Annotated in this window: 10 protein-coding genes and 1 riboswitch; of the genes, 4 read left to right on the top strand and 6 right to left on the bottom strand. The window is 61.9% G+C overall.

Annotation, left to right across the window (positions count from 1 at the left end; translation table 11 throughout):
- Positions 1–28: 28 nt before the first annotated feature.
- On the bottom strand, positions 29–1,129 hold the full coding sequence (locus ITX55_RS12025) for a glycerol dehydrogenase (protein WP_223085086.1): 1,101 nt from the start codon (positions 1,127–1,129) through the stop codon (positions 29–31).
- 353 nt (positions 1,130–1,482) lie between these two features.
- Here ITX55_RS12025 and ITX55_RS12020 point away from each other — a divergent pair, with 353 nt between their 5' ends.
- Together ITX55_RS12020 and ITX55_RS12015 are read left to right on the top strand one after the other, a co-directional pair.
- Complete coding sequence (locus ITX55_RS12020; RefSeq protein WP_042785399.1) at positions 1,483–2,151, top strand: DUF1190 family protein; 669 nt, start codon at positions 1,483–1,485, stop codon at positions 2,149–2,151.
- 3 nt (positions 2,152–2,154) lie between these two features.
- Positions 2,155–3,315: a glutathionylspermidine synthase family protein gene (locus ITX55_RS12015; protein ID WP_033644600.1), complete on the top strand. Its 1,161-nt coding sequence runs from the start codon at positions 2,155–2,157 to the stop codon at positions 3,313–3,315.
- A 47-nt stretch (positions 3,316–3,362) separates the two neighbouring features.
- On the opposite strand, the gene ygiD is transcribed toward ITX55_RS12015, so the two are convergent.
- A complete protein-coding gene (ygiD, locus tag ITX55_RS12010; RefSeq protein ID WP_033644599.1) occupies positions 3,363–4,145 on the bottom strand; it encodes a 4,5-DOPA dioxygenase extradiol in 783 nt (260 codons plus the stop codon).
- 324 nt (positions 4,146–4,469) lie between these two features.
- Here ygiD and ITX55_RS12005 point away from each other — a divergent pair, with 324 nt between their 5' ends.
- The gene (locus ITX55_RS12005) at positions 4,470–6,002 is read left to right on the top strand and encodes an alkaline phosphatase (RefSeq protein WP_197752206.1); all 1,533 of its coding nucleotides are present in this window, start codon (positions 4,470–4,472) and stop codon (positions 6,000–6,002) included.
- A 52-nt stretch (positions 6,003–6,054) separates the two neighbouring features.
- Here ITX55_RS12005 and ribB read toward each other — a convergent pair whose 3' ends face one another.
- Complete coding sequence (gene ribB, locus ITX55_RS12000) at positions 6,055–6,708, bottom strand: 3,4-dihydroxy-2-butanone-4-phosphate synthase (RefSeq protein ID WP_033636071.1); 654 nt, start codon at positions 6,706–6,708, stop codon at positions 6,055–6,057.
- 109 nt (positions 6,709–6,817) lie between these two features.
- A riboswitch (FMN riboswitch) is annotated at positions 6,818–6,978 on the bottom strand.
- Between the two features lie 147 nt (positions 6,979–7,125).
- On the opposite strand from ribB, the gene ITX55_RS11995 reads away from it, so the two are divergent.
- Positions 7,126–7,401 (top strand): accessory factor UbiK family protein, encoded by a 276-nt coding sequence (locus ITX55_RS11995; protein ID WP_004937216.1) that lies wholly within the window; start codon positions 7,126–7,128, stop codon positions 7,399–7,401.
- A gap of 51 nt (positions 7,402–7,452) precedes the next feature.
- Here the strand turns inward: ITX55_RS11995 and hldE are convergent, their stop codons facing one another.
- The 3 genes from hldE to ITX55_RS11980 all read right to left on the bottom strand — a co-directional run bounded on the left by hldE (position 7,453) and on the right by ITX55_RS11980 (position 13,151).
- Positions 7,453–8,883 carry a bifunctional D-glycero-beta-D-manno-heptose-7-phosphate kinase/D-glycero-beta-D-manno-heptose 1-phosphate adenylyltransferase HldE gene (gene hldE, locus ITX55_RS11990; RefSeq protein WP_033644597.1) on the bottom strand — a complete coding sequence of 477 codons (1,431 nt, stop codon included), beginning with the start codon at positions 8,881–8,883 and terminating at the stop codon, positions 7,453–7,455.
- 77 nt (positions 8,884–8,960) lie between these two features.
- Entirely contained in the window at positions 8,961–11,798 is a 2,838-nt protein-coding gene (gene glnE, locus ITX55_RS11985; protein WP_108682016.1) for a bifunctional [glutamate--ammonia ligase]-adenylyl-L-tyrosine phosphorylase/[glutamate--ammonia-ligase] adenylyltransferase, read from the bottom strand.
- Positions 11,799–11,843: 45 nt separating this feature from the next.
- Positions 11,844–13,151 carry an inorganic triphosphatase gene (locus ITX55_RS11980; RefSeq protein WP_108682018.1) on the bottom strand — a complete coding sequence of 436 codons (1,308 nt, stop codon included), beginning with the start codon at positions 13,149–13,151 and terminating at the stop codon, positions 11,844–11,846.
- Positions 13,152–13,276 lie beyond the last annotated feature (125 nt).

Below are 13,276 nucleotides of genomic sequence, written 5' to 3'. Positions count from 1 at the left end.
GGGCGCGGCGCACCGCGCCCCAACGGTATCAATGACGCAGCAGCCAGGCGGCGCCGAGCCGATCCGCCGTCAGGATCGCCGCCTGCACGCCGGCAGGGGTGACCTTGAACGGCATGTTGTGAATGGTTTCGCCGGCGGCGCAGCTGGCCTCGGCCACCGCCATCGCCTTCGTCGCCGCGTCGCCGGTAACGCCCATCTGCGCCAGCGTGATCGGCAAGCCGATGCCATGACAAAACGCCAGCACGGTTTCAATCTGCGCCATCGGGCTGTTCTGCAGCACCAGCTGCGCCAGGGTGCCGAACGCCACTTTTTCGCCGTGATAGAGGTGGTGACACTCCTCCAGCACGGTGAAACCGTTGTGAATGGCGTGCGCCGCCGCCAGCCCGCTGCTCTCGAAGCCGATGCCGCTCAGATACGTATTGGCCTCAATGATGCGTTCCACCGCTTCCGTCACCACGCCGGCCTCGACCGCCAGCTTGGCCTTCACCCCTTCGGCCAGCAGCGTGTCGTAGCACAGCCGCGCCAGACTGAGCGCCGCCAGCGTCGATTTGCCGCCGGCCATGCTGGTGGCCTGAGCGTCGAAGCAGGCCTGGGCTTCGAAATAGGTGGAGAGCGCGTCGCCCATGCCGGCTACCAGCAGGCGCACCGGCGCTTTGGCGATGATGGCGCTGTCCATCACTACCATGTCCGGGTTGCGCGGGTAGATCAGGTATTCGGCGAATTCGCCCTGTTCGGTGTAGATAACCGACAGCGCGCTGGTCGGCGCATCGGTGGAGGCGATGGTGGGAATGAGCACCACCGGCAGCCGTTGGTAGTGGGCGACGGCCTTGGCGGTGTCGAGCGTCTTGCCGCCGCCGACGCCGATTACCCCGCGGCAGCCGTGGGTCTGCAGCTCGTGGCCAAGTCGGTCTATCTCTTTACGGCAGCACTCGCCGTTGAAGCGGGCCGCATGATGTTTCACGCCGTGCTGCTGCAGGCTGCCCATCAGGGTGTCTCCCGCCAACTGCATCACGAAGTCGTCGGCGATCACGAAATAATGGTCGGCGAGGGATTTGGCGTATTCGCCGACGGCGGCCAGCGCATTGGCGCCCTGAATGTATTTGCCTGGTGACTGGATGATTCTCAACATAACCGGATCCTTGTAGGGAGTTGGCGATGGTAACGTTCAGATATCAGGTGATGACGCGCCGACTTCGCCGCCGGCTTGTTGTTGTGCTTCGACTATGAGCGTCTGCCGCCCGCCTGGCGAGCCACGCGATTTTTGTTCCATTATGGAACATCATCATAGCGATAACGTTTCATGATGAAACGCCAATGCGCGTTTTTTCGCCGCGAAAGCGAACTGGCACACACCCCAACGTATAACTGCGTAAAGAGTGGATTCTGCGGGCGTTTCAGCTTTAATTTTGACCATGTTTCCCCTATCCTTAGCGCCACTACTGGGAAAGGGCGAAAACAGCCCGCATGATGGGATTGATAACGATGAAACGGACAAAAAACATCAACCAAGAGACGTTCCGCAAATCCTGGCGCAGCTACCGTGTCGCGCCCGTGGCCTTGGCGATCAGCGCCGTCTTTATGCTGGCCGGCTGCGAGAAGAGCGATGAAACGGTCTCCCTGTATCAGAATGCCGATGACTGTTCGCGCGCCAACCCTTCGATGAGCGAGCAGTGCACCACCGCCTACAACAACGCCCTGAAAGAAGCGGCGAAAACCGCGCCGAAATACGCCACCCGCGAAGACTGCGTCGCCGAGTTCGGCGAAGCGCAGTGCACCCAGGCGCCGGCTCCGGCGCAGGCTGGCATGGCGGCGGAATCGCAAAACAGCGGCAGCTTCTGGATGCCGCTGATGGCGGGCTACATGATGGGCCGCCTGATGGGCGGTTCCGGCTTCGCGCAGCAGCCGCTGTTCACCTCCAAGAACGCCGCCAGCCCGGCGAACGGCAAGTTTGTCGACGCCAGCGGCAAGAGCTACGGCCCGGCCACCGCCGGCGGCCGCACCATGACGGTGCCGAAAACCGCCATGGCGCCGAAGCCTGCGGTCACCAACACCGTGACCCGCGGCGGTTTCGGCGAGACCGTGGCCAAGCAGACCAGCATGCAGCGCAGCAGCGCCACCTCCAACTCCGGCTCTCGCAGCATGGGCGGTTGATGCATGAAACGTATTGCCATTACCGAGCGCCCGGACTGGCGCGAAAAAGCAACCGAGTTCGGCTTCCGTTTCCACACCATGTACGGCGAGCCGTACTGGTGCGAAGACGCCTATTACCAGTTCACGCTGGCGCAGATTGAAGAGATCGAAAACGCCACCGCCGAGCTGCATCAGATGTGCCTGCAGGTGGTGGAGAAAGTGGTCGCCAGCGACGAGCTGATGGCCAAGTTCTGCATCCCGAAACACACCTGGGAATTCGTGCGCAGCTCCTGGCGCACCAACCAGCCGTCGCTGTATTCGCGTCTCGATCTGGCCTACGACGGCGTCAATCCGCCGAAGCTGCTGGAGAACAACGCCGATACGCCCACCTCACTGTATGAAGCGGCCTTCTTCCAATGGCTGTGGCTGGAAGACCAGATCAACGCCGGCAAGCTGGATCCGGAATCGGATCAGTACAACAGCCTGCAGGAGAAACTGATCGAGCGTTTCGCCGAGCTGAAAGCGCATCACGGCTTCGGCCTGTTGCACCTGGCCTGCTGCCAGGACAGCGAAGAAGATCGCGGCACGGTGCAATACCTGCAGGACTGCGCGCAGGAAGCCGGTCTGCCGACCGAGTTCCTGTTCATGGAAGAGATCGGCCTCGGCGAGAAAGGCCAGTTCACCGATCTGCAGGATCAGGTGATCGGCAACCTGTTCAAGCTCTATCCGTGGGAATTCATGCTGCGCGAGATGTTCTCCACCAAGCTGGAAGACGCCGGCGTGCGCTGGCTGGAGCCGGCCTGGAAAAGCATCATCTCCAACAAGGCGCTGCTGCCGCTGCTGTGGGAAATGTTCCCGAATCACCCTAACCTGCTGCCGGCTTATTTCGCGCAAGACGATCATCCGCCGATGGATCATTACGTCACCAAACCGCTGTTCTCACGCGAAGGCGCCAATATCCAGATCGTCGAAAACGGTCAGGAAGTGGCGCGCGTCGATGGGCCGTACGGCGAAGAAGGCATGATCGTGCAGCAGTTCCATCCGCTGCCGAAGTTCGAAGACAGCTACACGCTGATCGGCAGCTGGCTGGTGAACGATCAACCCTGCGGCATCGGCCTGCGCGAAGATCGCGAACTGATCACGCAGGATCTGTCGCGCTTCTATCCGCACACCATCCTCGGCTGATCGCCCCGCTGAAGGCAAAAACGCCAGTCTCTGACTGGCGTTTTTCTCTAGCCCACCTGCACCGACAGCATGCTCAGCGCTCCCATTTCGATACCGTCGATCGGCACGCTGATGGCCTCTTTTCCATCCCAGCCGCCGAGCACATACAGCAATGGCAGATAGTGTTCCGGCGTCGGGTTCGACAGCGCCGCGCCCTCATGACGCATGAAATCCACCAGCGGGTGGTTATCGCCCCGATAACGCAGGTTATCCCGGACAAAGTTATTGAAAGACTCCGCCCACGGATAGGCGCTGGTATCGCCCTGCCATTTCACCATGCGCAGGTTGTGCACCACGTTGCCGCTGGCGACGATCATCACGCCCTCATCGCGCAGCGCCGCGAGTTTGCGGCCCAGCTCATAGTGGTAAGCCGCCGGCTGAGTGCCGTCGACGCTGAGCTGCACCACCGGGATATCGGCATTGGGATACATCTTGATCAAGACGCCCCAGGTGCCGTGATCCAACCCCCACTCGCCGAGATCCGCCGTTACCGGCACCGGCGCCAGAATGTGCTGCAGCTGCGCAGCCAGCGCGGGGGAACCCGGCGCAGGGTAGCGGGTATCAAACAGCGCCTGCGGGAACCCGCCGAAGTCGTGAATGGTTTTGGGTTTTTCCATCGCGGTGACCGCAGTGCCGCGGGTATACCAATGCGCAGAAACCGCCACGATCGCCTTCGGACGCGGCAATGACTCACCCAACGCACGCCATGCCTGGGTGTAGCGGTTGTCTTCCAGCACGTTCATCGGGCTACCGTGGCCAAGAAACAGTGCCGGCATACGAGAGGTGTTCATAGAGCGATCCTTAGTTCAAATTGTGCTATGGCGTTACATTACGCGCTTTGCCGCAGCAACACAGCCGGATAACCGTGATGAAGATATTCAATAAATTTGAATTAAAAATCGCAAAAATGCACTGGCAAACAAAAAGTTAAAAAATGCATGATTTTCAAATGATTAATAAAAATCATGAATACCATGCATTACTGCCACACAGATCTAAATTGTGAACAATTTATGTATTTTTTGTTAACACAATCGATACACTCCTCCTTCCGTCGACAGGGTGTTGGCAGCCCGTCGGCGCTACGGGAATCACGTCTCACCAAGGAGGAATTCATGTTCAGACTCACACTGGCAACCCGCCTGGCGCTTTCCATGTCCTTGTTAGCCACCGGGGCGGCAGCCGCCAAAGCGACGGACAACGCGCCGCTGACGCAGCGCGAAGACCCTTACTTCCTTCAGGCGCAAGCTCAGCTGCAACAGCGACTGAAACAGACCCCAAACATCAACCGCGCTAAAAACGTCATTCTGGTGGTCGGTGACGGCATGGGGTTTTCCACCGTGACCGCCGCCCGTATTTTTGAAGGACAGCAGCGCGGCGTAGACGGCGAATCCAACGTGCTGGCCTGGGAGGCCTTCCCCTATCTGGCGGCGGCCAAAACCTACTCCGCCGACGCCCAAATCACCGACTCTGCGCCCAGCGCGGTGGCGATGACCACCGGCGTCAAAACCATCAACGATCTGATGGGCCTCAACCATACGGCCGCCCTCAACAACTGCGAGGATCAGCAAACCAAGGCCGTCACCACGCTGTGGGAGATGGCCGCAACGCTCGGCATGTCCACCGGCGCCGTGACGACCGCGACCATTACCCACGCCACGCCGGGCGCCACCTATGCCCATATCGCCAACCGCGACTGGGAGTCTGACGCCAAAATGCCGGCGGATGCCCTGGCCGCAGGCTGCCGCGACATCGCGCGCCAGCTGGTGGAAATGAAATACGGCAACGGCCTGAACGTGGCGATGGGCGGCGGGCGCGCCAACTTCCTGCCCGACAGCGTGAGCGATCCTGAATATCCCGGCAAGAAAGGCGCCAGAAAGGACGGCCGTGACCTGACGCAGGCCTGGCTGCAACGCTACGGCGAGCGCGGACAATACGTCTGGAATCAGGCCCAGTTCGACAAAATCGAACCGGGCAACGTCGACCATTTGCTGGCCCTGTTCGAGCCGTCGCACATGAACTTCGAGCACGACCGGCGGCAAGACGCAGCGGGAGAGCCTTCGCTGGCGGAAATGACCGGCAAGGCCATCGATATTCTGGCCAGGAATCCCGAAGGCTATCTGCTGCTGGTGGAAGGCGGGCGCGTCGATCACGGCAGCCATAACGGCAACGCCTACCGCACGCTGAGCGACGCGGTCGCCCTGAACGAGGCGGTGAAAACCATTGTCGGCAAGGTCAACCTGGACGAAACGCTGGTGATCGTGACCGGCGATCACAGCCACACGCTGACCATCGCCGGCTATGCCAAGCGCGGCAATCCTATCCTCGGCATTTCCATCGGCGTCGACGGTAAACCTCGGCTGGGCAGCGACGGCAAGCCCTACACCACCCTCGGTTTCGCCAACGGCCCCGGCGGCGCGATCCCGCTGACCGAGCGCCCGGCATTGACCATGGAGCAAACCACCGCGCCCGACTTTATTCAGCCGGCGCTGGTGCCGCTGAAAAGCGAGACGCACGGCGGGGAAGATCTCGGCATCTACGCCATCGGCCCCTGGGCACATCTGTTCCAGGGTACGGTTGAGGAGAACTACACCTTCCACGTGATGAATTACGCCAGCCGCATCGGCGAACGCCTGTCAGAACGGTAGATACAAAAAAGCCGCATTACGCGGCTTTTTTATCGTTGAAAGCGGCCGGCTATCAGCTGGCTTTTTTCTCGTGCGCCTGGCGGTAGGCCACCAGATCTTCGATGGTCAGCACCACCATGTCGTGCTGTTTGGCGAAGGCGATCACTTCCGGCGCATGCGCCATGCTGCCATCGTCGTTGGTCAGTTCACACAGCACGCCGGCAGGTTTGAAACCGGCCATGGAGACCAGATCGATGGTCGCTTCGGTGTGACCGCGACGGCTCAGCACGCCGCCCGGCTGCGCGCGCAGCGGGAACACGTGGCCCGGACGGTTCAGGTCGCTCGGCTTGGCGCTGTCTGCCACCGCCGCACGGATGGTGGTCAGGCGATCGGAAGCGGAAACCCCGGTGGTCACGCCCTGCGCCGCTTCGATGGTCACGGTGAAGGCGGTCTGGAACTGGCTGGAGTTGTTGGTCACCATCATCGGCAGCTCAAGCTGCTGACGACGTTCTTCGGTGATGCACAGGCACACGATGCCGCTACCGTGGCGAATGGTCAGCGCCATCTGCTCAACGGTCATGGTTTCCGCGGCGAAGATCATGTCACCTTCGTTTTCACGGTTTTCATCATCGAGCACCATCACGCCGCGCCCGTTGCGCAGTGCGTCGATCGCGCGTTCAACGCGTTCTGTCGGCGTGCCGAAGTCTGAAAGTAGCGTCTGATTCATGGTAAAAAACCTCATTAAAAATTATGGATTACCAGAACCAGGGCGATCTTGAGGAGTAGCTAGCAATAGCTAAAAAAATAACGCAAGCGGGCGCATGCCCGGCAGATACCGTTACTCTCTCCCATCCGGACTATAACCGTCGGCCCCGGAATTACACCGGATCTGCTGACCTCTAACCGGCCTTTACAGGCTGGCTGAGCGCTCGCGGGCTTTCACCGTAGAAGGTGATTTACCGCCGGTGGGGACTTTCACCCCGCCCTGAGAATAAGCAAGATGACTATAACGCTAATGGATAGACAGGGCAATTGGCAAAAGCACAATTCGGCCACGCGCGGCGAATGCGCTTAATGGTGTTTATCCGGCGGGCAACTCGCATTACACTAAGCGGCAGCTATTAAACTCTGAAAGGGATACGCCATGATTGACCCGAAAAAAATCGAACAAATCGCACGCCAGGTTCATGAGTCCATGCCTAAAGGCGTTCGTGAATTCGGGGAAGACGTTGAGAAAAAAATCCGTCAGGTGCTGCAGTCGCAGTTGACCCGCCTGGATTTGGTTAACCGCGAAGAGTTCGACGTGCAGACTCAGGTGCTGTTGCGCACCCGCGAAAAGCTGGCGCTGTTGGAACAGCGCATGGCCGAGCTGGAAAGCAAGCTGAGCGCGGCGCCGGCCGCCAAACAGGAAGACGAATAATTCCCGCCAAGGGCGCGCACCGCGCGCCCTTGTTCTTTACGTCGCCCGGCGTTAGCCGCGCCCGTCTTTGATCGCTTTGATGATGTTGGTGGTCGACAGGCCGTCTTCAAAGTTCAGCACTTTGACATCGCCGCCGTTGGCCCACACTTCCGCACTGCCGGCAATCTCTTCCGGCTTGTAATCGCCGCCTTTCACCAGCAGATCCGGCAAGATGTCGGCGATCAAGCGCTGCGGCGTGTCCTCCTCGAACGGCACCACCCAATCCACCGCTTCCAGCGCGCCCAGCACAATCATGCGGTTCTCCAGCGCGTTGACCGGGCGTTTTTCCCCTTTCAGGCGTTTGGTCGACGCATCGCTGTTCACCGCCACGATCAGGCGATCGCCCAGCTTGCGAGCATTGGCCAGATAAGAGACGTGGCCGGCATGCAGAATGTCGAAGATGCCGTTGGTCATCACCACTTTTTCGCCGCGCTGACGCGCCTGCGCGACGGCCTGTTTCAGCTGCGCTTCGGTCATCACGCCAAAACCGGTCTCGGCGCGGCCGCGCACCGCGTTCTCCAGTTCGATCGGCGACACGGTGGAGGTACCGAGCTTGCCCACCACCACGCCGGCGGCGGCATTGGCCAGGAAACAGGACTCTTCCAGCGAGTTGCCGGCGGCCAGCGAGGCGGCCAGCACGCCGATCACGGTGTCGCCGGCCCCGGTCACATCGAACACTTCCTGCGCCTGGGTCGGCAAGTGCAGCGGCTCAACGCCCGGCTGCAGCAGCGTCATGCCGTGTTCGGAACGGGTAACCAGCAGCGCCGACAGCTCGAAATCCGCCACCAGCTTCATGCCGCGTTCCACCAGTTCCGCTTCATCCTTACAGTGGCCCACCACCGCTTCGAACTCGGACAGGTTCGGCGTCAGCAGCGTCGCGCCGCGATAGCGCTCGAAATCGGATCCTTTCGGATCGATCAGCACCGGCACCTTGGCGGCGCGCGCCAGTTGGATCATGCCCTGCACCTGGCTGAGCGCGCCCTTGGCGTAATCGGACAGCACCAGCGCGCCGATCTGCGGCAGCGCCTGCTGAATGCGCTCCAGCATCGGCTGCGGATCAACGTTGGAGAAGCCTTCTTCGAAGTCGAGACGGATCAGTTGCTGGTTGCGCGACAGCACGCGCAGCTTGGTAATGGTCGGATGGGTCGGCACCGAGACGAAGTCGCAGCGCACGTTGACTTCATTCAGCTTGGCGCTCAGCGCCCGCGCCGCATCGTCGATGCCGGTCAGGCCCACCAGACGGGAAGTGGCGCCCAGCGAAGCGATGTTCATCGCCACGTTAGCCGCGCCGCCGGGACGCTCTTCGATGGTATCGACCTTGACCACCGGCACCGGGGCTTCCGGTGAAATGCGGCTGGTCGGCCCATACCAATAGCGATCCAACATGACGTCACCGACCACCAGCACACCGGCGCGGCGAAAATCAGGCAGCGTAACTTTCATCCGATAACTCCAAAAAAGAACAAAATTTTAGTGGCGCAGATATTACCACAGACCGCCGGAATACCCGCAAAAAGGTATTAATCCAGCCATTTGGCCCAGCTGGCGCGCACCTGCTCGCGCTCGGCGGCAAACAGCTCGCTGCCGACCTTGCCGGAATGTTCCTGCAGCGCCAGGTGGTGGATCTCGTCGCGCATGGTGACATAGGCCTGGGTCAGCGCGCGCGCCTCCTCTTCCGGCATGATGTCATAATTGGCCATCAGCTCGAAGATGCGCACGTTGTCCGACCAACGCGTCAGGCGCGGTTCACCCGGCGCATAGCGTAAGACCAGATATTGGGCGATAAATTCGATGTCGGTAATGCCGCCCTCATCGGCCTTGATATCAAACAGATCGCGCTGCTTGTTGCCGAGATGGTTGCGCATCTTTTCGCGCATCTCGCGCACTTCGCGCTTCAGGGTCTGCGCATCGCGCGTTTTGCACAGGATCTCGCGCCGGATCGCGTCGAACTGCTGATGCAGCGCCGGATCGCCGTGCACGATGCGCGCGCGCACCAGGGCCTGATGCTCCCAGGTCCAGGCTTCGTTTTGCTGGTAGTCGGCGAACGCCTCGACGGTGCTGACCAGCATCCCCGCAGCGCCGGAAGGCCGCAGGCGCGCGTCCACCTCATACAGAATGCCCGAGGACGTGCGGGTGCTGAACAGATGCATCACTCGCTGCGCCAGCCGCAGGTAGAACTGGCGGCCGTCGATGCAGCGATCGCCGTCGGTCATCACCTCCGGCGGGCAATCCAGCAGGAACACCAGATCGAGATCGGAACTGTAACCCAGCTCCCAGCCGCCCAGCTTGCCGTAGCCGATCACCGCAAAGCCGCGCCCTTCGCGCTCCTGCAGATGGGTGGGCTGGCCGTAGCGCGCCACCATATCGCTCCAGGCCTGCTGCACCACCGCGTCGATGATCGCCTCCGCCAGATAAGTCAGGTGATCGCTCACTTTCATCACCGGCAGCGCGCCGGCGATATCCGCAGCCGCGATGCGCAGCTGCTGCGCCTGTTTGAACTGACGCAGCGCCTCCAGCTTTTGCTCTTCGTCGTCTTCCGGCACCCGCAGCAGATACTGCCGCAGCTCGCTGCGGTAGGCGTCCAGCGCCACCGGCTGATACAGCGTGGCCGGATCCAGCAGCTCGTCCAGCAGCAGCGGGTAACGCGACAGCTGGTTGGCGACCATCGGCGACGCGGCGCACAGGCGGATCAGATGGCTGAGCGCCGCATGGTACTCCACCAGCAACTCGAGATAGGTAGTGCGGGTGACGATGCTCAGCAGCAGCTGCGCCAGCCGCACCAGCGCGGTCGGCGCGTCTTGCCGCGGGCATACCTCCGCCAGCAGGCGCGGCATCAGCTGATCGAGCACGTCGCGGCCGCGCGGGCCGATGGTGCGCTTGTCGACGTCGTGACGAAAATCGGCGATGGTGCGCAGCATCTGTCGACGCGCCTCTTCGTCCAGGTGCGGCGTCAGCGGCGCCAGCTCGTTCTCCTCCAGTGCGTCTTGCCACAGGCTGTGATAGTGCTGGTAATCGGGATCTTCGCCGACATCCGGGCTATCGTCGCCGATCAGGTCGTCGAACACCGCGCGCACCGCCTGCATGTGCACGTCCAGCGCCGCCATCAGCGCCAGCCAATCCGCCAACCCCATGCCGTAGGCCAACCGCGCCTGATCGAGCGCCTCCTGCGGCAGCGTCTGGGTTTGCTGATCGCCGATCGCCTGCAGCAGGTTCTCCAGCCGCCGCAGGAACAGGTAGGCGGCGCTCAGCGCCCGCACCTGCTCGCTTTCCAGCAGCCCCAGCTCGCCCACCGCCTGCAGCGTCGGCAGCAGCGAACGCCCCTGCAGCGCCGGTTCACGGCCGCCGCGGATCAGCTGGAATACCTGAGTGATGAATTCGATTTCGCGAATGCCGCCGGCGCCCAGCTTGATGTTGTCCTTCAGACCGCGCCGCCGCACTTCGCGGGCGATCATGCCCTTCATGTTGCGCAGAGACTGAATGACGCTGAAATCAATGTAACGACGGAACACGAACGGCCGCAGCGTTTTACGCAGCTCCTGGCTGTAGGCGTCTTCCGCCCCGCCCATCAGGCGCGCCTTCACCATCGCATAGCGTTCCCAGTCGCGCCCCTGTTCCTGGTAGTAATCCTCCAGCGCCGCAAAGCTCATCACCAACGGGCCGCTGTCGCCGAACGGCCGCAGCCGCATGTCCACACGATAGACGAAGCCATCGATGGTCTGTTGATCCAGCGCCTTGATCAGCCGCTGGCCGAGACGGGTGAAGAACTGGGCGTTATCCAGCTCGCGCCGCCCACCCTGGGTTTGACCATTTTCCGGGTAAGCGAAGATCAGATCGATGTCCGACGAGAAGTTCAGTTCGCCGCCGCCCAGCTTGCCCATGCCGAGGACCAGCAGCGGCTGCGGTTCGCCGTCGGCATTGCACGGCGTGCCCCACTCGCGGCAACAGGTTTGGTACAGCCAGTCGCGCGCGCTGACGATCAGCGTCTCCGCCAGCCCGCTCAGCTGCAGCAACGTTTCTTCGGTCGAACACAGCCCCTGCGCCTGCGCCCAGGCGATGCGCACCAGCGTTTCGCGGCGAAACAGACGCAGCGTGCGCATCAGTTGCGCCTCATCGCGCACCTCTTCCAGCTCGTCCTGCAACCAGGCGGCGTAGTGTTGCCACTCGCCGGGCGCCGGCGGCTGTTCGCGCAGCGTCGCCAGCCAGGCCGGCTGGGCGAGCAGCGCGTCGCTGACGAAGTCGCTCGACGCCAGCACCCACTGCTCTTGCTCGCTAAAGGCGCAGTCCGCGCCGTGAACTTCCTGAAAACGCTGCACAACCTGCTGTGCCTGAGCCTGTAACGCGGCTGAAAGTGGCGACATAGTGTATGACCCGTTCTGCGGCCCACGGCTGGCGGGCCGGCTGGATTAACGAAGCGCGCCGTTTAACCAGAATGGCGCATGCGATAAGGCCTGTTTGCGGCTGGCTTCATACCAGCCCTGGCGGCGCTCGCTCAGCGCCGCCAGCAGCTCGCGCCAGGCGTCGATATAAGACCCGGTCTGCTCGTCGGGGTAAGCACCCGACAGCAGGACCAGTGCCGAAATCTGACGCGTCAGGCGCGGCAATTGTTCCTGATATTCATCTTCGTTCAGCGTACGGCTGAAGGCTTCTTTCAGCTCCGCGCCGCTGCGCCCCAGCATGATGTCGCTGAAGCGTTTGAAAGAACCGTCCAGTTTGGCCTGCCCTTTGGCGTCGATAAACGGCCGCCAGGCGCCGCGCACCAGCCATGATGTGAGCGCCAACTTACATTGCAGATAGGCCGCGCTGTAGCACAGGCTTTCCGGTTGCGCGGCTTTGTCCGCCAACAGCGGTTCGAGCTCGGTCAGGCGGGCGCGCAGATCGGCGCTGGCCTTGCGCGGCACCAGGCCGCCGAAGATCACCAGCGCCTGGCGGATAGTGCCGACCGCTTCGAGGACCGCCCCGCGCGCCTGAGCATCGCCGCGCAGCCACAGCTCCTCATGGTACTGCCAATGGTTGAGCGCCAGCTCGAAGGCGGCGATCATCCCCTGCTCCACGGTCGCCTTCGCCGCCGGCTTCAGCACCCGCAGCGGGCGCACCTCGCGCGGCGGATTGCCCTGCGCCAGGTGGTAGCCGCGCGCCGCCTTGCTCAGGCTGCCCTGACGCAGCCCGCCATGGGCCGCCAGCTCGCCGGCCAACGCCAGCAGATCGGCGGTGTTGCCTTTCAGCAGCTCCAGTTCGATCTCGCTCAGGGCTTCGCTGAGGTCACCGGCGCGCACCTCTCCCTGATCCAAACCAATCTCGATCTCGCTTTGGCCGTAAGTGACCACCCACTTTTCACGCGCAAAGTCGGTACGGAACAGCGGCTGCAACGCCTGCTGCAGCGCCGCGATATCACAATCCTGTGGCCAGATGTCGGCAGGAAACTGCGCCAGCGCCAGCTGCGGCTCGGCGATAGCGACGTTGTATTCCGGACGTTGGTGCAGGCCGGCCACCACTTTACCGGCGGTTTTGATGGTCATCTCATAACGATCGTCGAAACCGCGAATGCGCAGCCCCATGTCGTGATTGCGCAGGAAGTTATCGGCCGTTTCGAAGTAAATGTTGGTCAGTTTTTGCGGCGCGGAATGCTGATGCGGCCAGGCGGCAAGCCATTGCGGCAGAGCGGCCACCGCTTGCGGCGCGGCGATGAATTTCAGTTCAATTTCAACGGTCATAATTCTTTAACACCAATAAGTTATGCATTCACGTCTGTTTCAGCGCGGCGCGTTCGGCCGCCGCATACTGCCCAATGACGCACAGTTGCCGTTATCTTACCGCGATTCCCGGCGCCTTAACCCTG

Origin of the sequence: Serratia sp. EWG9 (genome assembly GCF_019913725.1) — a bacterium.
In the GTDB taxonomy this organism is placed as follows: domain Bacteria; phylum Pseudomonadota; class Gammaproteobacteria; order Enterobacterales; family Enterobacteriaceae; genus Serratia; species Serratia ureilytica.
This window is presented reverse-complemented; position numbering and strand designations above follow the sequence as displayed.

Coding starts and splice junctions, on each gene's coding strand:
- ITX55_RS12025 (WP_223085086.1), bottom strand. CDS start 1,129: ATGTTGAGAATCATCCAGTCACCAGGCAAATACATTCAGGGCGCCAAT.
- ITX55_RS12020 (WP_042785399.1), top strand. CDS start 1,483: ATGAAACGGACAAAAAACATCAACCAAGAGACGTTCCGCAAATCCTGG.
- ITX55_RS12015 (WP_033644600.1), top strand. CDS start 2,155: ATGAAACGTATTGCCATTACCGAGCGCCCGGACTGGCGCGAAAAAGCA.
- ygiD (WP_033644599.1), bottom strand. CDS start 4,145: ATGAACACCTCTCGTATGCCGGCACTGTTTCTTGGCCACGGTAGCCCG.
- ITX55_RS12005 (WP_197752206.1), top strand. CDS start 4,470: ATGTTCAGACTCACACTGGCAACCCGCCTGGCGCTTTCCATGTCCTTG.
- ribB (WP_033636071.1), bottom strand. CDS start 6,708: ATGAATCAGACGCTACTTTCAGACTTCGGCACGCCGACAGAACGCGTT.
- ITX55_RS11995 (WP_004937216.1), top strand. CDS start 7,126: ATGATTGACCCGAAAAAAATCGAACAAATCGCACGCCAGGTTCATGAG.
- hldE (WP_033644597.1), bottom strand. CDS start 8,883: ATGAAAGTTACGCTGCCTGATTTTCGCCGCGCCGGTGTGCTGGTGGTC.
- glnE (WP_108682016.1), bottom strand. CDS start 11,798: ATGTCGCCACTTTCAGCCGCGTTACAGGCTCAGGCACAGCAGGTTGTG.
- ITX55_RS11980 (WP_108682018.1), bottom strand. CDS start 13,151: ATGACCGTTGAAATTGAACTGAAATTCATCGCCGCGCCGCAAGCGGTG.